The organism is Sphingomonas sp. BAUL-RG-20F-R05-02 (assembly GCF_022662305.1).
In the GTDB taxonomy this organism is placed as follows: Bacteria; Pseudomonadota; Alphaproteobacteria; order Sphingomonadales; family Sphingomonadaceae; genus Sphingomonas.
This window is the reverse complement of record NZ_JAKNQH010000004.1, coordinates 391,161-411,612: the sequence shown is the minus strand read 5'-3', so window position 1 is coordinate 411,612 and position 20,452 is coordinate 391,161. Positions and strand designations below refer to the sequence as shown.

Genomic DNA, 20,452 nt, shown 5'->3' with positions numbered 1-20,452 from the left:
GGCCAACGTCTCTTGAAGTACTGTTCTGAAGACGAGAGATACCGTTTCGCTCGCAACCGCGATCAGATGTTAGCGAACACGAAGTTACAGGGGTAACGCGGAGGTAGCACCTCCACAAGGCGTCATGCTAGTCTCAAATGCTTAGGGTACGCGATAGCGCGGCGGAGGGCATCTCCGCCGCGTGGCGATGTTTGGTAAGATCAGATGGCCGGGTCGGCTCCCACAGAAAAGCGGCCAGGCCGAAAGCGCCCACTTGCAGACGATCGTCGGCCGGTGCGATCATTCCCCAATGCGACGTTTGTTCATCTTGTCGGTCCTTGCGCTGCCTGCGTGCTCGGCAGCGCCGCCTTCAGCCGACCAATCACCGATAGCGGCAATCGAAGTGCTGACGCCGACCAGCAACGACAAATCCGACCTGATTGCGCTACTTAGACAGGCAGCACCGAAGGAAGGCTTCCACGTTGACAATGGAAGCGCACAATGGCGCGAGTTCGCACGGCAAGCGAAAGACCTTCCACCGCCTGCGCGTAAAACACTCTACGCTGGTGTTTGGAATGGAAATGACGATGACGACTTGATTGCTATGGCTGACGACGGTGCGCACAATGGTAGAAGCTGGATAACGATATATCCAGGCAAGCACGGGGCAGCGGCGAGGCGTTTCTGGCTAGACCTTAAGGTGGGGATCATGCGCCGTTGGCCAGCGACACAACCGGTTCCGATCCTTCCATCCGGTTCCCTTCCGCTATCGGAAGACCTGCAACTTACGCCGAAGGGCTACCGGATCAGGCGTTCGGCTGCCGCCAATTATGGCCTTGCCTCTTCATCTTCGTTGCTCGCGGACGGCGGCTGATAGAAAGTTGCACTGGAAAGCGGCCGTTCTGCTCTCCACCACCTTCAGCCATTCCGCGGTCGTTCTTTACGACTGAAGCCGGACGTTCTAACCACATGAACGGGCGACCGGAGCTCGGAAGCCGAAAACGCGCCGCGAATAGCGGGAACTGAGTTAGATCGCCTGGTGCTAGTGTGATGTTGCACAGAAGTGGATGCGGAGCCGGACGAACCCCGCATCCACCCATAAGCCTTATCTAGAAGCGATAGACGCACCCTGATCGGATTGGACGAGACGGAACACCACGACAGAGCGGCCCGTTACTTGGTAGGTCGCCCCGACCGCGAAGCGCTCGTCACTCGCATCGGGAGCGTTGGTGTCGATCAGCCGCTCCCATCCCTCCGCGTCCGCCGTCTCCGGCAGCGTGAAGTTGATGAGATCATGCCACGCGTTGAAGATCAGCAGCAGGGTCTCGTCCTCTCCACGACGCCGCAATGCGGTCGCGCGGGCGCGGCCATCGATCATCATGCCTAAGCAGCGGGCGCTGGTATCCTCCCATTCCGCCGGCTCCATCTCCAGCCCGGCGGGGTTGACCCAAGTGACGTCCTTCACGCCCAGTTCCTCGTCGACCTTGCCGCTGAGGAAGCGCGCGCGGTGCAGCACCGGGAAGCGACGGCGCAACGCGGTTAGCTTGCGCGTGAAGGTGATAAGGCCCTTGCCCTTCTCCTGGATGTCCCAGTCGAGCCAGCCGATCTCGCTGTCCTGGCAATAAGCGTTGTTGTTGCCGCCTTGCGTGCGCGCGAACTCGTCGCCAGCCAGCAGCATCGGCGTGCCCTTGCTGAGCAGCAGCGTCGCCAGGAAGTTGCGGATCTGGCGTTCGCGCAGCGCCAGGATCTCAGGGTCGTCGGTCTCGCCCTCGACACCGCAATTCCACGACCGGTTATCGTCCGACCCGTCCTTGCCGTCCTCGCCGTTCGCCTCGTTGTGCTTGCCGTCGTAGCTCACCACGTCGTTGAGCGTGAACCCGTCATGCGCGGTGATGAAGTTGACGCACGCCCACGACCGGCGCCCGCTGTGGTTATATTCCTCCGGCGAAGCGCACAGCCGCGGAGCAAGCGCGGCGACGCTTGCCTCGCCGTGCCAGAAATCACGCACCGTATCGCGGTACTTGTCGTTCCACTCCGCCCAGCCGGGCGGAAAGGAGCCGACCTGATAGCCGCCGGGGCCGATGTCCCATGGCTCCGCGATCAGCTTGACGCTGGCCAGCGTCGGATCCTGCCCGACCGCACGCAGGAAGCCGGATTGTTCGTCGAAGCCGTGCGGCTCTCGCGCGAGGATGGTGCCGAGATCGAAGCGGAAGCCATCGACATGCATCTCGTCGGCCCAGTAACGCAGACTGTCGGTGACGAGCTGGATCACGCGCGGATGGCTGAGGTTTACCGTGTTTCCGGTGCCGGTGTCGTTGATGTAATAGCGCGGCTGATCGGGGATGAGCCGATAATAGGTCGCGTTGTCGATGCCCTTGAACGACAGCGTCGGCCCAAGCTCGTTGCCTTCCGCCGTGTGGTTGTAGACCACGTCGAGGATCACCTCGAGGCCGGTTTCGTGGAACCGCGCCACCATTTCCTTGAACTCGCGCAGCGAGTTGGCGACGTCGTGCGCGTAGCGCGGCTCCGGCGCGAAGAAGCCGATCGAGTTGTAGCCCCAGTAGTTAGCGAGGCCCTTTTCGACCAACTGGCTGTCCTGCACGAAGGCGTGGACCGGCAGCAGCTCCACCGACGATACGCCCAGCGACTTGATGTGATCGAGCACCGCCTGCTCGCCAAGCCCCGCATAGGTGCCGCGCAGATGCTCGGGCACGCCGGGGTGGTGCATGGTCAGCCCCTTTACGTGCGCTTCGTAGAGGATCGTGCTGTCCCACGGCGTGGTCCGCTGGTTCGGCTGGCCGCGCCAGTCGAAATTGGGATCGACGACGACGCATTTCGGCATGAACGGCGCGTTGTCACGCTCGTCGAAGGTCAGATCGTCACCGGTTTCCATCTGGTACCCGAACAATGCCGGGTTCCATTCCAGCGTACCGGCATGCGCGCGTGCATATGGATCCAGCAACAGCTTGTTGGGGTTGAAGCGGTGGCCTGCCTCAGGTTCGTACGGGCCATGCACCCGGTATCCATAGAATTGCCCGGGCTTCACGTTCGGCAAATAGCCGTGGAAGACCTGATCGGTATATTCGGGCAGCGTGATTCGTTCGATCTCGGTCAGACCGTCCGCCTCGAACAGGCAGAGCTCGACCTTGGTGGCATTGGCTGAGAACAAGGCGAAGTTCGTACCGCTCCCATTCCATGTGGCACCCCGTGGATAGGGCAAGCCCTCTTGTAGCTGAGCAGCGAAGTCCGTCACGCGCATCTCCCTGTTGGCGGCTCTCGCACAACAAACAAGGGCAGTGTCGTATCCGTCCGCTGTGTCCGTTGCGAAAAAACGAACTGCGGCACGCAAGTCGACCTCTTGCCGAAGGCCGCCCGGACGCGATTCTGCACGCGTTCACGGCGCTTGCCTCACGTCGCTCTTCGCCGCTCGGGCGCGTATCGCGCGTTCTTGCAACAGCGGACGACAGCGCCCGTGCTTCGCCTCTGCGGCTATACCAAGCGCCGCTTGGCATAGCCGCAGGATTAGGTCGCCGGTTGCGGGTACAGCTTCATGTTCCGCGCCACATTCAGCGGAAAGTGTCTGCACGCGATTATGGAGCTTTGAAGCTATCGAGCCTACAGCTCCAAGGCATCATCGCTTCTGCACCGGCACCACATCTGTGTAAGTCCTACTGCCTCCGCGAGCCAAGGCAGCAGGATTCGCACATAGTCAGGCCGATTGCGGAATGACGCTGATCAGATCGTCTTCGGCTGGCTCCTTGGCAGGCGTCAGCGTCAGCGCCTGATCAGACTGGACGTAGCGGCTACGCTGGAAAGGCTCGAGCGTTACCGTCTCGCCTGTGTTGAGAGATTGCTCGACAGCTGCGAGAACGCGCATGTCGCACCAGCCTTCCTCACCATCAGCCTGGGGCTGGCGATCCTCCAGGATGCACGCGGAGAAGTACTGGGTTTCGTTGCCGAACTGCTCGACGGGATCGAAGCGATGGGTCTTGCTGCCCTCTTCGGTTTTCTCGGTGTACGTTATGCCGACCTTTGGACCGAACATGAAGCACGGGTCGGCGTGAATCATCGCTTTGGTACCGATCAGGGTGAAGTTCTCGGCCGAAGCGCTGGCGTAGCTGACCGTGAACTGCGCCACGCGCTCACCTGGGAACTGCAGGGTCACCGCGACCGTGTCGTGGAAATTGAATCCGCGGCCGGGCGTTTTGGTGCCGATCGCATGTACCGCGATCGGCTCGGCCGCGAAAAGATTGCGCACCGCGTTCAGCGGATACGTGCCCATGTCCGGCACCGGTCCACCCCAATAGCCATTATGGCCCCGAGAGTTCTCCTCGGCTACGTTCTGGGCGAACACCGAGGTGAAGGCGAGAAGCTCACCGAAGTCACCGGCCTGGGCGCGGGTGAACATCTCGACGTTGCCGGGCTCATGGTGCAGGCGGTAGGCGATCATCAGCTTGGCCCCGCTTTTGCGCTGCGCGGCCATGATCTGCTCGGCTTCGGCGACGCTCGCCGCGACCGGTTTCTCGAGGAGCACGTGCACGCCGGCCTCGAGCGCCGCCACCGCATAGGGGGTGTGGAGGAAGTTGGGGGTGGCGATGTAGACGGCGTCGATCTCGCCTGATGCAAGGAGCTGATCGTACGCATCATAGGACCACGCCTTCAGGTTGTATTTACCGGCGAGCTCGTCGGCCTTGACCGGATCGCCTGTCACCAGCGCGACCAATTCGGAGTTGTTGGTGCGCGAGATGCCGGGCATGAACGCCTGCTGCGAAATCTGGCCACCCCCCACGACGGCGTAGCGAATCCGCTTGCTATGTCCGAACATTGTAATCTCCAGTATCACGGCATGTAAGTTCAAGCCCTTCAACGTGGCTACAGCGGCTTTGTTGCCCTTTCCGCTGCCCTAAGTCTCACTATTGGAGCTAACCCACTCAAAAGCTCACAGCACCGAATGTCTGAAGTCGCGGCGCGCAAAACTGCGGCTGAACGACGCTTGTGGGTTCTGGCGATAGCAGGCCGACTAAAGCCGGCTAGGCGGACTTCTGTGGAACCCAACTAGCTTGCTCAACGAATGTCGCCTGCGTTTCCGCGCGGCGCTTGCAGCGGCCAATCCTTACATCACGCGCAGTGAGACGCTCGTATTGGTCAACTTCTTCAAGCCATTTCTCACGGTCTTGGGCGGCGGCTTTCAATGTCAGCTGCGCGCTAGCTTACCGCCCTTTCCCCGCCATGCCAGCGACTGCGCGTTCAGAGCATTTACGTCAGCCGTTCCAGCTAGCAGCGCCTCGCCGGTGGCGATCGCACGGGCCAGCACCGCGTCGGGCGCTTTACCGTAAGCGGGTCTGCCTACAATATGGTCGTACCAACAACCGCCACAGGCGTCGTCGAGCAGTATACGCTGGAAACAGTGATCAAGCCGCAACGACCATCGCGCCTCGATGGCGCGCTTGGGAAGGCGTATATGGGTGAGCTCCAACCATTGCTGCTCGATTACTGATCGCGCGATTTCCGTCACTGATACCTCCGTAGCCCACCCACAACGTTTGCATCGGTGAGCACTGGTTCGCAGTCGCTAGATTTCGGCGAGACCTGCTGCCAGTTGAATGAATGGCAGGTTTCGTTTCCTTTCCGCACAACGCGTCGAGAATGTTCTTATCCGCCTGAGCGAAGCTTAGTTAGCGCGTATGGGCGGCACCCCCTCGACTGTGGTGTGGCGAGACCAATGATGCCTTCGATCTGCCTGTAGCGGTTCTGGAAATGGTATTCGTCGTTCTGCTCCAAGAGCACGGCGCCGATAATGCGTAGTTCTGCCCTCCTCTGAAGGACTTTAAATCATTCCCACTCAATCGTGCCGGGCGGCTTGCTGGTATAGTCGTAGGTCACGCGGTTGACGCCGCGCACTTCGTTGACGATCCGGGTCGAGACGCGCGCGAGGAAGCCCGCCGGGAACTCATAGGCTTCCGCGGTCATGCCGTCGGTCGACGTTACCGCGCGCAATGCCAGCACGTTGTCGTAGGTGCGGCCATCGCCCATCACGCCAACGCTGCGCACCGGCAGCAGCACCGCGAATGCCTGCCAGATGATGTCGTACAGGCCAGCGGCGCGGATCTCCTCCAGGTAGATCGCATCCGCCTTGCGCAGGATATCGCAGCGTTCCTTGGTGACCTCACCGGGGATGCGGATGGCGAGGCCCGGCCCCGGGAACGGATGCCGCCCGACGAACGCCTGCGGCAGGCCGAGTTCGCGGCCGAGTTCGCGCACCTCATCCTTGAACAACTCGCGAAGCGGCTCGACCAGCCTCATATTCATGCGTTCCGGCAGACCGCCGACATTGTGATGGCTCTTGATCGTCACCGACGGCCCGCCGGTGAAGCTGACGCTCTCGATCACGTCCGGATACAGCGTGCCCTGCGCGAGGAAGTCCGCGCCGCCGACTTTTTTCGCCTCTGCCTCGAACAGATCGATGAACGCCGCGCCGATGAACTTGCGCTTCTTTTCGGGGTCGGTGACGCCCGCGAGGCCGCCCAGGAACGTCGCTTCCGCGTTCACGTGGACGAGCGGGATGTTGTACGAATTGCGGAACAGGCTGACCACCTGATCGGCCTCGCCGCTGCGCATCAGGCCGTGATCGACGAACACACAGGTAAGCTGCTCACCAATCGCCTCGTGGATCAGCACCGCCGCCACCGCCGAATCGACCCCGCCCGACAAGCCGCAGATCACCCGGCCCGAACCGACCTGTTGGCGGATTTCGGCGATCTTAGCGGCGCGGAACTCCGCCATCGTCCAATCGCCCGACAAGCCGCAGACGTGGCGGACGAAATTGCCGAGGAACTTGGCGCCATCGGGGGTGTGCACCACCTCGGGGTGGAACTGCGTCGCATAATAGCGCCGCGCGTCATCCGCTACCACCGCATAGGGCGAGCCGGGGCTGATCGCGACCGGGCGGAAGCCGGGAGCAAGCTCGATCACCTTGTCACCGTGGCTCATCCACACCTGGTGGCGTTCTTCGGTCGCCCACAGCCCGTCGAACAGCACGCATTCGTCCTGGATGGTGATGAACGCCTGCCCGAACTCGCCCGATTCGCCGAGCACCACCTGCCCGCCGAGTTGCTGCATCATCACCTGCTGGCCGTAGCAGATGCCGAGCACCGGCACGCCACTGTCGAACACCACCGGCGGCACGTGCGGGGAGCCATAATCGAGCACCGACGCCGGGCTGCCCGACAGGATCACGCCCTTCGGCTGCAACCGCGCGAACGCCTCGGCGGCGGTCGTGAACGGAGCGATCTCGCTATAGACGCCCGCCTCGCGCACGCGGCGCGCGATCAGCTGCGTCACCTGACTGCCGAAATCGACGATCAGGATGGAGTCCGGGTGAAGTGATTCGCTGGGGAGTGTCATGCGGCCCGATACCGGCTCGCGCGGCCCCGCGCCACCCCTGCGTCGCGCCGCTACGGACTGTAACAAAAAACCGTTTCACAAAATCGACGCATATATGTCATCATTCTGTAACATCGCAGTCAAGCGGTGAACTGGAAGGATGTCGTCATGTTCAAGAAGATCGCTCTCGCTTTGCTTGTCGCCGCGCCGCTGTCGGCACCGGCAGTGGCCGCCCCCGCTGTTTCGGACAGCGTAACGACCCAGGAAGCCGTCGCCCGCCTCCACCCCAATGACGGTGGCAGCGCGATCGAACTCGCCCAGGCATATCTTCGCGCCGACCGCCCCGGTGAGGCTGCGAACACCTATCGTCGCGCGCTGACACTCGACAATGTCATGCTGGAAACGCCGACCGGCGATTCGGTCTGGTCGCATCAGGTTGCCCGGCAGGCGCTGCCGCACGCGACCGCACTGTCGTCGCGCTGAGCGTTCGGCGCTGATGTCGGCAGGGGCGCCACGGCGCCCCTGCTCTCGCCTCACTCGACCGGCTTGATCGCGAGGCCGGTCCACTTCGCCGCGAACGCCCAATTGTCAGCGGTCTCGGCGATGACCTTGTCAGTCGGTTTGCCGCTGCCATGGCCGGCGCGGGTTTCGATGCGGATCAGATGTGGCTTGTCGCCGATCTCCGCCGCCTGCAACGCCGCCGCATATTTGAAGCTGTGGCCCGGCACGACGCGATCGTCGGTATCCGCCGTTTCCACCATGATCGCCGGATAGGCCACGCCGCTCCTGATGTTATGGTACGGCGAATAGGCGTAGAGCGTGCGGAAGTCCGCTTCCTTCGCCGGATAACCGTAATCGTCCACCCAGTACCGTCCGGCAGTAAACCGGTCGAAGCGCAACATGTCCATCACGCCCACCGCCGGCAGCGCCGCCGCGAACAGGTCCGGCCGCTGATTGGTGACCGCGCCGACCAGCAAGCCACCGTTCGATCCGCCCTGGATGGCGAGCCCGTTCTTAGACGTGATCCCCTGCGCCTTGAGATATTCACCGGCAGCGATGAAGTCGTCGAACACGTTCTGCTTGTGCGCGAGCCGGCCGCCGTCGTGCCACGCCTTGCCATATTCGCCACCACCGCGGATGTTCGCCACCGCCAGCACCCCGCCTTGCTCCAGCCACGCGATCCGCGTTGCCGAGAATGCCGGCGTGACCGAGATGTTGAATCCGCCATAACCGTACAGCAACGTCGGCGCAGGAGCAGTGACGTCCTTGCGACGCACCACGAACATCGGCACCCTGGTGCCATCCTTCGAGGCGTAGAAGCGCTGCTCGACCGCATAGCCGGCGGGATCGAACGCGACCTTGGGCTGCGCCCACACCGTCGACTGGTTGGTCTTGACGTCGTAACGGTAGATCGTTGTCGGCGTGGCGAAACTGGTGAAGGCGTAGAACGTCTCCGCGTCATCCTGCGTGCCGCTGCCGCCGACCACCGCGCCGATCCCGGGTAGCGCCACCGTGCCATCCGGCGTGCCGTCGAGATTGTAGCGTCGCACCTCGGATTTCACGTCGACCAGATAGTCCGCGATCAGCTTGCCGCCGAGGATCGCCGCGCTTTCCAGCACCGCGCCGTGGCTGTCCTCGGGTACGACCTCATGGACCGGCACCTCGGCCGAGCGCGCGTTGAGGTTGGTCGAGACGATGCGCAGGCGCGGCGCATCCTTGTTGGTCGACCAATAGAAATTGGCACCCTCGTTGCCGACGAAGGTCCATTCGTTCTCCAGCCCCTTGAAGATCGTGCGCGGGGTCGGCGTCGGCGTAGTCAGGTCGATGACGGTGATCTCGTAGCGGTTGTCGGTGCCTTCCGTGGTGGTGATGACCAGCCATTTGCCGTCTTCGGTAAGCTGCGCGCCATGGCCGCGCCGGGGATGATCGGGCGTCTCGTAGATCAGCCGATCAGCGGATTGCGGTTGGCCGAGCTGGTGGAAGTAGACCTTCTGGTTCTCGTTGAGCGCCTGAAACTTCTCACCCGATGGCGGTGCCGGGAAGCGCGAGTAATAGAAGCCCGATCCGTCCTTTGCCCACGACAGTCCTGAAAACTTTACCCACTCTAACGTATCGCCCAGGACCTGCCCGGTCGCGACATCGAGCACCTTGATCGTGCGCCAGTCCGTCCCGCCATCCTGCACGGTGTAGAGCAGCTTGCTGCCATCCTCCGACGGCACCCATTCGCCCAGCGCGGTGGCGCCGTCCTTCGACCAGCCGTTCGGGTCGATCAGCACGCGGCCGGCGCCGCCTAAGCCATCCCGCACATACAGCACCGCCTGGTTCTGCAAGCCGGCATTGTGCGCATAGAAATACCGCGTGCCCTTCTTCACCGGCAGGCCGAACCGTTCGTAGTCGAGCAACTGCTTCAGCCGCGCGGCGAGGATGTCGCGACCCGGCAGCGTCGCCAGATAGGCGTTGGTGGTGGCGGTCTGCGCATCGACCCACGCCTGCACCTTCGCGTCGGTGCGGACATCATTCTCTAGCCAGCGGTACGGATCGGCGACCTTTACGCCGAACTGCTCGTCGGTTTGATCGACGCGGGGGGTGTCGGGATAGGTCATCGGAAGAGCCTTGCTGGTCTGGGCCGTCGCCGGCGTGGAGAGGAGCGCGATCAACGGCAGGATACGGCGCATCGGGTTCTTCCGGACAAACGAAAAGGAGCCGCACCGTATCCGGTGCGACTCCTTTTTCAAGCTTGGGCGGGAATGCGACGCGGTTAAGCCGCGTCGTCGGTCGGGCCGTTGGCCCGCGGGCCGGGCCTGCCGATTACCCGGGTATTAGCTGCGCTAATCCCGGACGGCAGGCTCAGGCGTCCTCGTAGTCGTCCTCGTTCATCACCGGGCCGGAATCCTGGCCTTTGGCGGAAACGTCACGGTCGACGAACTCGATGATCGCCATCGGCGATGCGTCGGACATGCGGATGCCGGCCTTGATGACACGGGTGTAGCCACCGTTGCGCGACGCGTAACGCTCGGCCAGCACGTCGAACAGCTTCACCAACTGCGCATCGTCGAGCAACCGCGCGTGCGCGAGACGGCGGTTGGAAAGACCACCCTTCTTGGCGAGCGTGACGAGCTTCTCGATATACGGGCGCAGTTCCTTCGCCTTGGCGACGGTGGTGGTGATCTGCTCGTGCTTGATGAGCGCTGCCGACATGTTGCGGAACAGCGCGATGCGGTGGGCCGAGGTCCGCTGAAGTTTACGACCGCCTACACGATGGCGCATGGTTCAATCCTTTTCGTTCGTTAAGGGGCCGTTTCACGGAACCCCAGACCTGGCGAGGACGGTACGCTCGCCGTGTTCCGTCGCCTTGGCTGACTGCCAAGGCCGCTTTGACTTCAAGGCCGGAGCGACGCGGCAAAAGCCGCGTTGTCGGACGGGTTCGGCTTTCGCCGACCCGCCGGCCGGACTGTTTCGTCTTCGGCGCAGCTTTCGCTGCGCCGGTGCGAAATCAGCCCATAATCTCCTGCTCGAGCTTCTTGGCCATCTCTTCGATGTTCTCGGGCGGCCAGCCGGGGATTTCCATACCGAGACGGAGACCCATCGACGAAAGCACTTCCTTGATCTCGTTGAGCGACTTGCGACCAAAGTTCGGCGTGCGCAGCATCTCGGCTTCGGTCTTCTGAACCAGATCGCCGATGTAGATGATGTTGTCGTTCTTGAGGCAGTTGGCCGAGCGGACCGAAAGCTCCAGCTCGTCGACCTTCTTGAGCAGGTAACGGTTGATCTGCTGGGTATCGCCAGCAACCTCGTTGGTGGCCGCCGGTGCCGCAACCCCGATTGGTGCCGAACGCGTCATCGCCGAATCGTCGAAGTGGACGAACAGCGCCAACTGGTCCTGGAGGATGCGACCGGCATAACCAATAGCGTCTTCCGGGGTGATCGTGCCGTCGGTTTCGACGTTGAGCGTCAGCTTGTCGTAATCGAGCTCCTGCCCGACGCGCGTGTTCTCGACCTTGTACGAAACCTGCCGCACCGGCGAATACAACGCATCGACCGGGATCAGCCCGATCGGCGCATCGGCCGGGCGGTTGGCGACCGCTGCGACATACCCCTTACCGACGTCCGCGGTGAATTCCATGTTGAGCGTCGCGCCATCGTCGAGATGGCACAGCACCAGCTTGGGGTTCATCACTTCGATATCGCCGGTAACAGCGATGTCGCCCGCCGTGACGGTGGCCGGACCGGTTGCCGAGAGCTGAAGGCGCTTCGGCCCCTCACCCTGCATACGCAACGCGATCTGCTTCACGTTCAGGACGATGTCGGTCACATCCTCGCGCACACCAGCGAGCGAGGAGAATTCGTGCAGGACGTTCTCGATCTTGATCGAGGTGACGGCGGCACCCTGGAGTGACGACAGCAACACGCGACGCAGCGCGTTGCCGAGCGTCAGACCGAAACCACGCTCAAGCGGTTCGGCAACGAACGTCGCCTTGCGCTTGGCATCGCCGCCCGACTTCACTTCGAGGCCGTTGGGCTTCTTCAATTCCTGCCAGTTCTTAGCATTGACGGACACGGGCTTCCCCTTGGTTTTGGGCGGGAGCGGAGCAACTCCGGCCCTTGGGCGAATCGTCCGCGCGGCGCGATCAACCGCGCGCGGACGAGACGAATTCAGACGCGGCGGCGCTTTGAGGGGCGAACGCCGTTATGCGGGATCGAAGTCACGTCGCGGATCGAAGTAATCTGGAAGCCGACCGCCTGCAGCGCGCGCAGCGCCGACTCACGGCCCGAGCCGGGGCCCTTGACCTCGACTTCAAGCGTACGGACGCCGTGTTCGGCGGCCTTCTTGCCGGCGTCTTCCGCTGCAACCTGCGCCGCATACGGGGTCGACTTGCGGCTGCCCTTGAAGCCCATCATGCCGGCCGACGACCAGGAGATCGCGTTGCCCTGCGCATCGGTGATGGTGATCATGGTGTTGTTGAAGCTGGCATTCACATGGGCCACGCCCGAGGTGATGTTCTTCCGCTCGCGGCGCTTGATGCGCTGTGGTTCGCGTGCCATTTTTTGGTTCCTATATCCCGAAATACTGAGACCGGGAGGCAATCAGCCTTGAGCCTGCCTCCGGCGGAGAAAAAGTAAAAATTCGTACCCGGACGAATTCCTTACTTCTTCTTGCCTGCGATCGGCTTCGCCTTGCCCTTGCGGGTGCGCGCATTGGTGTGCGTGCGCTGGCCACGGACCGGCAGGCCTTTGCGATGACGCAGGCCGCGGTAGCAGGCAAGATCCATCAACCGCTTGATGTTCATCGCGGTCTGGCGACGAAGATCGCCTTCCACGGTGATATCGGCGTCGATCGTCTCACGGATCTGCAGCACTTCCGAATCGGTGAGATCCTGGACGCGACGCTCCGGTGCGATGTTCAGCTTGGCGGTGATTTCCTTCGCCTTGGTGTTACCAATGCCGTGGATATAGGTCAGCGCGATCACCACGCGCTTGTTGGTCGGGATGTTGACGCCCGCGATACGTGCCATGAAAGTCTTTCTCCTGCTCCACGGGGCCTGCATGGCTGCACACCCCATCTCAACGCGTTGCCTGTTCCGAACGCACGATAGCGGCGCACGCGTAACGCGCCGCCGTCGCCGTGGTATCGGAATAGCGGGCGAGTAAGGAGTCGCAAAGCTGCTGTCAAGCCGGTGGTGGCGGCGCAGCACGATCGCGCTCTGGAATCAAGCCACTCGATCGGAAGGTTCCTCACCCCACATAGCTGATCAGCCGACGGGAACAACGATCGCGGCAATCAGCCCGGGCGCGTTCTCCTCAAGGTCCAGTCGCCCGCCGTGCAGGCGAGCCACCGCCTCGACCAGCGCCATCCCCAACCCTGCCCCAGGCGTCGTCCGGGCACCATCGAGCCGGCCGAATCGGCGCAGCGCCAGTGCGCGATCCGCCTGCGCGATGCCGGGGCCGCGATCCTCGACCTGAAAGCGCAGTTCGCGATCGTCGCGCGCGAGGCGCAGCGTCACCGCCCTACCAGCGGCGGCGTGCCGGAGCGCATTGTCGATCAGGTTGGTAATCGCCTGCGTCATCAGTTCACGATGCAGAATCACACGGCCGTCGGTCGGCTCGATCGCGGTCACGAAGGTCATGCCGGCATCCTCGACTACCGGCGCGTACAGTTCGGCGATCTCTTCGACCAGCGCCTTGGGATCGACGCTGGTGAACCGGTCGCGCGAGAGCGACTCGGCGCGGCTGATCTCGATAAGCGTGGTGAGCATCCGCATCACCAGATCGGTTTCGACCAGCAGCCCGCTCATCGCGGCTTCGCGCGCTTCGGGTTCGGATTGCAGCACCGCCGCCTCTGCCTTGCTGCGCAGCCGCGCCAGCGGCGAGCGCAGATCGTGAGCGAAGCCATCCGTCACCACACGCAGCTCGCTCATCAACCGTTCCAGCTTGTCAAGCATTGCGTTTAGCCGCGAGGCGAGCCGGTCGAACGCGTCCTGCCCCCCCGCGACACCCTCCACGCGTCGGGTGAGATCCCCCGCCGCCACGCCCTCGATCACATCCGTCACCTCGTTGAGACGATGGCCGACGTAGCGTGTCACGATCAGCCCGACGAGCAGCCCCAAAGCCAGCGACAGCAAGGTCGCCGCCCCCATCGCGCGTTCGATGCCGCGCTGTTCCTGCTCCCAATCATCCAGCAGCCGACCGCTGACGAGGAAACTGGCGCCGATCCGCCGCACCGAATAGCCTGCTTCGCGCTCTGACCACGGCCGGTCGCCACCAATTTTGCCGATGCGGAAGGCGGTCGGCTCCGGCGCGCCGACCAGCGTGATATCCTCCGGCCCGACGCCGACGCGCCGCTGCCCGCTGCCATCGACGATCGCGAGGATGAGCGAGAAATCGCCGGGCGCTCGCGCCTCCGCGATGGCGCGGGCGAGCGCCCGCTCACCGCCCGATCTCCATACCGAGACCAACGCGTCCGACTGCTCGATCGTGTCACGCCGCAATGCGTCGACGGAGTCATCGCGGATCTGCTGCCAGACGAATGCCACCAGAACGAGGTTGGACACCAGCGCCAGCCCAATCGCGAGCAGCGCGATTCGCGCAGTGACGGACAGACGGAAGGGGCGTTTAGCTGTCGGCAGAGAGTCGGTATCCGGCACCGCGCACGGTATGCAGGATCGGGGCGCGGAAGCCATCCTCGATCTTGCGCCGCAGCCGGCCGATATGCACGTCGACCACATTCGAGCCGGGGTCGAAATGGTAGTTCCAGATCTTCTCCAGCATCATCGTGCGCGTCACCACCTGCCCGGCATGCCGCGCGAGATATTCCAGGAGGTTGAACTCCCGCGCACCAAGCGGGATCGAGCGCCCCTCACGCGTGACGGTGCGGGCGAGCAGGTCGATCTCGAGATCGCCGACGCTCAATTTGGTGACCTGGTTCTTGGCGACGGCGAGATCGACCCGGCGCAGCAATGCTTCGATGCGGGCGAACAACTCCGCGAACGAGAAAGGTTTGCACAGATAGTCGTCGGCACCTGCCTTTAGCCCGTCGATGCGGTCATCCACGGTCGCGAGCGCCGACAGCATCAGCACCGGCGTGCGAATACCGGCCGCCCGGATCGCCCCGATCATCGCGAGGCCGTCCAGGCCCGGCAGCATGCGATCGGCGATGATGAGATCGACCACCCCCTCACTGGCGAGGAACAGGCCGTCGCGGCCGTCAACGGCGGTCTCGACCGAAAAGCCGGCTTCGCCCAGCCCCTTCGCCAGGTACGCGGCGGTGCCGGCATCATCTTCGACGATCAGGATCTTGCGGGTCATCGACTCTGACATTCCGGGCGGGGCCTTTAGCCTAGAACGAATTGAGGCCGGCGGAAAGCACGCCTTCCGCCGGCCAACGACACCCCCGGGAGTGCGGGCGCCGATCTGGGAAACTTTCTGGCCGACAAGCGAGCCATGGCGGCGTTCTACCGCGCGCGCACTGGCGCGCCGATGAAGCAGCCATGACGAAAATGTCATCTTGGCATCGCAACATCCGGCGACCGCCTTGCCGGCGGCCACAGGTGACCGGCCGTTCGCCTATAAGAAGTATTTGTCGGGAAAGAGAGACGGTCCAATGTACAGACACGCCGCGCTGACAGCGCTTCTCCTCACCACCGCCTGTGGTGGCGGGTCGAACACCGGCGGCGACACGGCGGTCGTTCCGGGTGCCCCCGCGGCCACAACGCCCGTTCCGCCTGCGGTGCCGGCGCCCACACCCACGCCAAGCCCGCCGCTAAACGTCGCGACCGGACCCGATAACGTCGCTGCGGCGGCCTCGTTCTACGTCAGCCCGCCCAGCGCGACCAACTGCGTCGCCGGACAGTTGAAGGCGTCCGTAACCGCGCAGGTCCTCGCGGTGGTTAACGGCATCCGCGCGCTGCACCGCCTGCCGCCGGTCGGCTACTCCACTGCGGACGAGCCCGCCGCGCAGGCCGCGTCGCTGATGATGGCGGCGAACGGTACGCTTAGCCACACGCCACCAACAACGTGGAAATGCTATAGCGATCTTGGAGCGGCAGGTGCCGGATCGAGCGATCTCGCGGGCGCGTTCCAGACCGCCAACATTGCGCTACAGTCCGACGACGCGATCCTTGGCGGGCTGATGGACGAGGTCAGCAACATCGTCGCCAACAATGTCGGTCACCGCCGCTGGATCCTGGATCCGTTCGCAACCACGTTCAGCTACGGCCGTACGGTCGTTAGCGGATCGACCGGGCAGATCCTCGATTTCGCGGCCCTGAAGGTGTTCAATAACAGCGGCGCCGCTCCGGCCGGTGGTATGCTGCCGGCGTTCGTAGCGTATCCTTACGGCGACTATCCGACCCGCTATTTCAAGGGAGGCTCGCTTTTCTCGTTCGGAGTGATCGCCAACGCTGCCAGCCGCTACGCCAACACTTCGGTGAACTACGCTGGCGCGACCGTGCGGGTGGCGGTACACGGAGGTGCGGAGCTCACGGTTTCGAACATCAGCTCGGATACAGCCGGTTATGGCTTACCCAACAACCTCCAGTTCGCCGTTGCCGGCGTCACCAACGGCACGAGCTATGATGTCACCATCGCCAACGTCAGTGTGAACGGTGCGATGAAAAGCTACAGCTACCAGTTCAGGATCGTTCCGTAACCTCTGCTGTCCTCCGCGGTCGCAGCGGCATGCGCGATTTCGCGTCGTCGCGCCTCACCCAAGCCGCGCACGGACCGCGCCTTGTTCGGTTGTGCCGAGCTTGGCGCGGAGGCTTTTACCGGTTGACGATCGCCGCGATCTGGGTGCTGACCTGCTCGATATCCGCCATGCCATCGACCCGAACGACCAGACCACGCGCCTCGTACAGCGGCAGGATCGGAACTGTCTTCGCGCGATATTCGGCCATGCGCGTGCGCACCGTTTCCTCGTTGTCGTCAGCGCGACGCTTGAACTCGGTGGACCCGCATACGTCGCAAACGCCGGCAACAGCCGGTTGCTTGAAATGATCGTGATAGCCGGCACCGCACTTGGCGCAGGTATAGCGCCCGACGATCCGCTCGACGAGGGCATCCTCGTTCACCTCTAGCTCGATCACCCTGTCGAGCTTGCGACCATGCGCGGCAAGAATCTCGTCGAGCGATTCCGCCTGCGCGGCCGTACGCGGGTAGCCGTCGAAGATCGTACCCTGCTCGGCCGAGAGCGCCGCCAGCCTGTCGTCGATCAAGGCGGAGACGATCTCGTCCGACACCAAAGCGCCCGAATCCATGACTGCGGCGACCTTCGCCCCCAGCGGCGTGTCGGCCTTGCGCGCGGCGCGCAGCATGTCGCCGGTGGACAGCTGAACCATGCCGCGTTCAATCTCGAGCCGGCTCGCCTGCGTGCCCTTGCCCGCCCCCGGCGGCCCAAGCAGAATGATGTTCACGAGTCCGCGTCCCCCTAATGCAAGCCGCCATGCTTAGCGCAGGCGGCCGCCCTTCAACTTCGACTTTTTGATTAAATCGCCATATTGATGTGCGAGCAAGTGGCTCTGGATCTGCGTCACCGTATCCATCGTCACGTTGACGACGATCAGCAGGCTGGTTCCGCCCAGATAGAATGGGATCTGGAGCATCGACACCAGTTCTTCAGGCAACAGGCAGATGATCGCCAGATACCCCGCGCCGATCACGGTGATGCGCGTCAGCACGTAATCGAAATACATCTCGGTGTTCTTGCCGGGACGGATGCCGGGGATGAAACCGCCGTAGCGCTTCAGATTATCGGCTGTCTCCTCGGGGTTGAACACCACCGCCGTGTAAAAGAACGAGAAGAAGATGATGCCCGCGCCGTAGAGCAGCATATACACCGGTGAGCCGTGCTGGAGATACTGGTTGAGCGTCAGGATCACGTCGCTCCACCAGCTGTTGCTCTCCACGCGCTTACCCGCGAACTGCATGATCGTCAGCGGCATCAGCAGCAACGACGACGCGAAGATCGGCGGGATCACACCGGCCGTGTTGATCTTGAGCGGGAGATGGCTGCGATCCGCCTGCATGCCGCGCTGGGTCTGGCGCTTGGGATATTGGATCAGGATGCGACGCTGGGCGCGCTCCATAAAGCAGATGAACAACACCAGCCCAACCACCGCGATGATGATCCCGATGATACGGAACGCATCGAGATTGCCCGACCGACCACCCTCGAACAGATTGTACAATGTCGTAGGCAGGTTCGCGACGATACCGGCCATGATGATGAGCGACATGCCGTTGCCGATGCCGCGGCTGGTAATCTGCTCGCCGATCCACATCAGGAACATCGTCCCGCCGATCAGCGAGATGACCGCCGCGACGCGGAACATCATGCCGGGATCGACCACCGCCTGCACGCCCTGGTTGGCACCGAGCGTCTCCAGGCCGACCGCAATGAAATAGCCCTGCACCGCCGTTAGCCCAACCGTGCCATAGCGGGTATACTGGTTGAGGCGCTTGCGCCCGCTCTCGCCTTCCTTCTTGATCGCCGCCAGGGTCGGCGACAGCGAAGTGGCGAGCTGAATGACGATCGAGGCGGTGATGTACGGCATCACGCCGAGCGCGGTCAGGCTCATGCGCTTGAGCGAACCGCCCGAAAACGCGTTGAAGAAATCGAGCACGCCGCCGCTCGTCGATTGCGAGAGCTGGCTGAGCGCGGTCGGGTCGATACCCGGCAGCGGCACGTAGCTGAGCAACCGGAACACGATCAGCGCGCCGATCGTAAACCAGAGGCGCTTCTTGAGATCGGTCGCCTGCGCGAATTTCGACATGCTGAGGCCGGAGGCCATCTGGTCGGCTGCGGATGCCATGCTGGAAGTCGTCCCGAATCAAACGGTCTAGGAAACAAAAGCGGCGGAAAGCGTTTGGACGCCCCGCCGCTCATATAGTCATGCGTTTGGGGTTGCCTAGCGCGATTGTGAACCCGAATCGATCCGGGCCACCCTCACCCCGCCGCTTTTCAAAGCAGCGGGGCGGGAAGATCACGCCTTGGCGGCGTTCTTCTCAGCCTTGGCGGCCTTGCGCTCGGCGTACTTGACGCCCTTCTTGGCGGCAGCCTTGTCGGCCGCTGCGACGACTTCGATCACCGAAACCGAACCACCAGCCTTCTCGACCGCCTCGATCGCACCCTTCGACGCGCCGGCAACGGTGAAGCTGAGCTTTGCGGTCAGTTCGCCCTTGCCGAGCAGACGCACGCCGTCCTTGCCGCCACGCGCCAGGTTCGCCGCCTTCAGCGCGGCATGGCCGAGCGTTGCGCCCGCCTCGATCTTGCCGGCGTCGACCGCCTTCTGGATCGCACCGAGGTTCACTTCGGCATAATCCTTGGCGAAGATGTTGTTGAAGCCACGCTTCGGCAACCGCATGTGGAGCGGCATCTGGCCACCTTCGAAGCCGGCGATGCTGACGCCCTCGCGGCTCTTCTGGCCCTTCTGGCCGCGACCGCCGGTCTTGCCCTTGCCGGAACCGATACCACGGCCGACGCGGATCTTGGACTTACGGGCGCCCGCGTTATCGCGGATTTCGTTCAACTTCATGGGATGCACTCGCTTTCGCTTGTTACGCGCTGATGATTGGAAGGCGGTGCGCCTACTGAGTCCCGGCGATCTTGTCACGCCCTTTTGTCGCGAGCGGATCGACACATTCAACAACAGCCCAACACCCGCCCCGTGCGCGGTGCAGCGCGTTCGTGATTGGCGGCACGATCAGGCGGTTCGCCACCAACGCTACCGCGATCGCCGCGGCCACGCCGGCTAGGACCAGCGGCGCCGCAATGGTGAGGGCGGCGGCGGCACCAGCGATCACGCACGCAGGCGCCATGCCGAACACCGCTTCCGCATGATGTCATCGATCTAAATCTGCGAGGCGACGCCGGTCGGCTTTATCGTCCAGCTGCGAGATCAGCGCGCTGTAGGTCAACACCGTCAAAGTGGGCCAACCGCGCGCGATCCACAGCGTTGGCGCGTAACGGGCATAGAAGAAGATGTCGTGACTCAGCATCCCGCCCAAGAAGAGCACCCCCGCAATCGATCGACCGCCACGATCAAATGGTACGGCGCTGACGGAAAAAGATTCCGCCAATCAGCGCGAGTGCAATCGAGCAAGGCTCGCGCGGTAACTGCTATAGCGAACCGCACGCTCGTCGCCCGCCAGTGTAACGGAACAATCCGGAAAACCCGGTTCAGGAAGAACGTCGCGGCGGGCATCGTGCGGCTCATGATGGGTCCAGCCGAGCTTCGCGCTGAATGTCGCCAAGTGGACTCACACCACCGACGAGAATGCCAGCTTATGCAGCGCCTAGACGTAGATGATTGTCGAGCCCGGCCCCGGCTCCGCGGCGTACCGGCCGCTGCGAAAATGAAAAAGGGGCCGTCATGTGCATGACGACCCCTCTCAAATCCGGCGTTTACCGCGGCGTTTAAGCCTCGATCTTCACCATGTGCGCGACCTTGCGGATCATGCCCCGAACCTCCGGGGTGTCTTCCAGTTCGCGCGTCTTGTGCATCTTGTTGAGGCCGAGACCGATCAGCGTCGCGCGCTGGTCCTTCTCGCGGCGGATCGGCGAACCGGTCTGCGTGATCTTGATGGTTGCCATGTC

19 protein-coding genes are annotated in these 20,452 nt (G+C 63.1%); 3 read left to right on the top strand and 16 right to left on the bottom strand.

Features of this window, described 5'->3' with window-relative positions; translation table 11 throughout:
* Positions 1–253 precede the first annotated feature (253 nt).
* Positions 254–853, top strand: a complete 600-nt coding sequence (locus tag L8F97_RS12150) for a hypothetical protein (protein WP_242150103.1) — start codon at positions 254–256, stop codon at positions 851–853.
* Positions 854–1,084: 231 nt separating this feature from the next.
* On the opposite strand, the gene glgX is transcribed toward L8F97_RS12150, so the two are convergent.
* The 4 genes from glgX to guaA form a co-directional block, all read right to left on the bottom strand.
* Positions 1,085–3,238 carry a glycogen debranching protein GlgX gene (glgX, locus tag L8F97_RS12145; protein WP_409929040.1) on the bottom strand — a complete coding sequence of 718 codons (2,154 nt, stop codon included), beginning with the start codon at positions 3,236–3,238 and terminating at the stop codon, positions 1,085–1,087.
* A 450-nt stretch (positions 3,239–3,688) separates the two neighbouring features.
* Positions 3,689–4,804: a Gfo/Idh/MocA family protein gene (locus L8F97_RS12140; protein WP_242150097.1), complete on the bottom strand. Its 1,116-nt coding sequence runs from the start codon at positions 4,802–4,804 to the stop codon at positions 3,689–3,691.
* 369 nt (positions 4,805–5,173) lie between these two features.
* Positions 5,174–5,494 carry a GCN5-related N-acetyltransferase gene (locus tag L8F97_RS12135; protein ID WP_242150094.1) on the bottom strand — a complete coding sequence of 107 codons (321 nt, stop codon included), beginning with the start codon at positions 5,492–5,494 and terminating at the stop codon, positions 5,174–5,176.
* Between the two features lie 317 nt (positions 5,495–5,811).
* Entirely contained in the window at positions 5,812–7,383 is a 1,572-nt protein-coding gene (gene guaA / locus L8F97_RS12130; RefSeq protein ID WP_242150091.1) for a glutamine-hydrolyzing GMP synthase, read from the bottom strand.
* Positions 7,384–7,530: 147 nt separating this feature from the next.
* Here guaA and L8F97_RS12125 point away from each other — a divergent pair, with 147 nt between their 5' ends.
* Complete coding sequence (locus L8F97_RS12125; RefSeq protein ID WP_242150087.1) at positions 7,531–7,845, top strand: hypothetical protein; 315 nt, start codon at positions 7,531–7,533, stop codon at positions 7,843–7,845.
* Between the two features lie 50 nt (positions 7,846–7,895).
* On the opposite strand, the gene L8F97_RS12120 is transcribed toward L8F97_RS12125, so the two are convergent.
* The 7 genes from L8F97_RS12120 to L8F97_RS12090 all read right to left on the bottom strand — a co-directional run bounded on the left by L8F97_RS12120 (position 7,896) and on the right by L8F97_RS12090 (position 15,165).
* On the bottom strand, positions 7,896–10,037 hold the full coding sequence (locus L8F97_RS12120; protein WP_242150084.1) for a prolyl oligopeptidase family serine peptidase: 2,142 nt from the start codon (positions 10,035–10,037) through the stop codon (positions 7,896–7,898).
* Between the two features lie 172 nt (positions 10,038–10,209).
* Positions 10,210–10,629, bottom strand: coding sequence for a 50S ribosomal protein L17 (gene rplQ / locus L8F97_RS12115; protein WP_242150082.1), 420 nt, complete (start codon positions 10,627–10,629; stop codon positions 10,210–10,212).
* A gap of 226 nt (positions 10,630–10,855) precedes the next feature.
* Positions 10,856–11,920, bottom strand: coding sequence for a DNA-directed RNA polymerase subunit alpha (locus L8F97_RS12110; RefSeq protein WP_242150078.1), 1,065 nt, complete (start codon positions 11,918–11,920; stop codon positions 10,856–10,858).
* 95 nt (positions 11,921–12,015) lie between these two features.
* Positions 12,016–12,405 carry a 30S ribosomal protein S11 gene (gene rpsK, locus L8F97_RS12105; protein ID WP_034161671.1) on the bottom strand — a complete coding sequence of 130 codons (390 nt, stop codon included), beginning with the start codon at positions 12,403–12,405 and terminating at the stop codon, positions 12,016–12,018.
* A 101-nt stretch (positions 12,406–12,506) separates the two neighbouring features.
* Positions 12,507–12,875, bottom strand: a complete 369-nt coding sequence (rpsM, locus tag L8F97_RS12100) for a 30S ribosomal protein S13 (RefSeq protein WP_242150075.1) — start codon at positions 12,873–12,875, stop codon at positions 12,507–12,509.
* 237 nt (positions 12,876–13,112) lie between these two features.
* Positions 13,113–14,540 (bottom strand): sensor histidine kinase, encoded by a 1,428-nt coding sequence (locus L8F97_RS12095; protein WP_242150071.1) that lies wholly within the window; start codon positions 14,538–14,540, stop codon positions 13,113–13,115.
* A complete protein-coding gene (locus tag L8F97_RS12090) occupies positions 14,473–15,165 on the bottom strand; it encodes a response regulator transcription factor (protein ID WP_242150184.1) in 693 nt (230 codons plus the stop codon). The genes L8F97_RS12095 and L8F97_RS12090 overlap by 68 nt, the downstream gene beginning before the upstream one ends.
* A 295-nt stretch (positions 15,166–15,460) precedes the next feature.
* Here L8F97_RS12090 and L8F97_RS12085 point away from each other — a divergent pair, with 295 nt between their 5' ends.
* Complete coding sequence (locus tag L8F97_RS12085; RefSeq protein ID WP_242150068.1) at positions 15,461–16,507, top strand: CAP domain-containing protein; 1,047 nt, start codon at positions 15,461–15,463, stop codon at positions 16,505–16,507.
* A 115-nt stretch (positions 16,508–16,622) separates the two neighbouring features.
* Here L8F97_RS12085 and L8F97_RS12080 read toward each other — a convergent pair whose 3' ends face one another.
* From L8F97_RS12080 to rpmD, 5 genes are all read right to left on the bottom strand, one after another.
* Positions 16,623–17,270 carry an adenylate kinase gene (locus L8F97_RS12080; RefSeq protein ID WP_242150065.1) on the bottom strand — a complete coding sequence of 216 codons (648 nt, stop codon included), beginning with the start codon at positions 17,268–17,270 and terminating at the stop codon, positions 16,623–16,625.
* Positions 17,271–17,303: 33 nt separating this feature from the next.
* Positions 17,304–18,668 (bottom strand): preprotein translocase subunit SecY, encoded by a 1,365-nt coding sequence (gene secY, locus L8F97_RS12075; RefSeq protein WP_242150063.1) that lies wholly within the window; start codon positions 18,666–18,668, stop codon positions 17,304–17,306.
* 171 nt (positions 18,669–18,839) lie between these two features.
* Positions 18,840–19,391: a 50S ribosomal protein L15 gene (gene rplO, locus L8F97_RS12070; protein ID WP_242150060.1), complete on the bottom strand. Its 552-nt coding sequence runs from the start codon at positions 19,389–19,391 to the stop codon at positions 18,840–18,842.
* 52 nt (positions 19,392–19,443) lie between these two features.
* Entirely contained in the window at positions 19,444–19,659 is a 216-nt protein-coding gene (locus L8F97_RS12065; protein WP_242150057.1) for a hypothetical protein, read from the bottom strand.
* Positions 19,660–20,272: 613 nt separating this feature from the next.
* Positions 20,273–20,449 carry a 50S ribosomal protein L30 gene (gene rpmD, locus L8F97_RS12060; protein ID WP_069206795.1) on the bottom strand — a complete coding sequence of 59 codons (177 nt, stop codon included), beginning with the start codon at positions 20,447–20,449 and terminating at the stop codon, positions 20,273–20,275.
* Positions 20,450–20,452 lie beyond the last annotated feature (3 nt).

What these genes read in the sequence shown, in the direction of transcription:
- rpsK (WP_034161671.1), bottom strand. Translation starts at nt 12,405, where the DNA reads ATGGCACGCGAACCACAGCGCATCAAGCGCCGCGAGCGGAAGAACATC.
- guaA (WP_242150091.1), bottom strand. Translation starts at nt 7,383, where the DNA reads ATGACACTCCCCAGCGAATCACTTCACCCGGACTCCATCCTGATCGTC.
- rpmD (WP_069206795.1), bottom strand. Translation starts at nt 20,449, where the DNA reads ATGGCAACCATCAAGATCACGCAGACCGGTTCGCCGATCCGCCGCGAG.
- rpsM (WP_242150075.1), bottom strand. Translation starts at nt 12,875, where the DNA reads ATGGCACGTATCGCGGGCGTCAACATCCCGACCAACAAGCGCGTGGTG.
- L8F97_RS12095 (WP_242150071.1), bottom strand. Translation starts at nt 14,540, where the DNA reads ATGGCTTCCGCGCCCCGATCCTGCATACCGTGCGCGGTGCCGGATACC.
- L8F97_RS12085 (WP_242150068.1), top strand. Translation starts at nt 15,461, where the DNA reads ATGTACAGACACGCCGCGCTGACAGCGCTTCTCCTCACCACCGCCTGT.
- L8F97_RS12120 (WP_242150084.1), bottom strand. Translation starts at nt 10,037, where the DNA reads ATGCGCCGTATCCTGCCGTTGATCGCGCTCCTCTCCACGCCGGCGACG.
- rplO (WP_242150060.1), bottom strand. Translation starts at nt 19,391, where the DNA reads ATGAAGTTGAACGAAATCCGCGATAACGCGGGCGCCCGTAAGTCCAAG.
- L8F97_RS12125 (WP_242150087.1), top strand. Translation starts at nt 7,531, where the DNA reads ATGTTCAAGAAGATCGCTCTCGCTTTGCTTGTCGCCGCGCCGCTGTCG.
- secY (WP_242150063.1), bottom strand. Translation starts at nt 18,668, where the DNA reads ATGGCATCCGCAGCCGACCAGATGGCCTCCGGCCTCAGCATGTCGAAA.
- L8F97_RS12140 (WP_242150097.1), bottom strand. Translation starts at nt 4,804, where the DNA reads ATGTTCGGACATAGCAAGCGGATTCGCTACGCCGTCGTGGGGGGTGGC.
- glgX (WP_409929040.1), bottom strand. Translation starts at nt 3,238, where the DNA reads ATGCGCGTGACGGACTTCGCTGCTCAGCTACAAGAGGGCTTGCCCTAT.
- L8F97_RS12090 (WP_242150184.1), bottom strand. Translation starts at nt 15,165, where the DNA reads ATGACCCGCAAGATCCTGATCGTCGAAGATGATGCCGGCACCGCCGCG.
- rplQ (WP_242150082.1), bottom strand. Translation starts at nt 10,629, where the DNA reads ATGCGCCATCGTGTAGGCGGTCGTAAACTTCAGCGGACCTCGGCCCAC.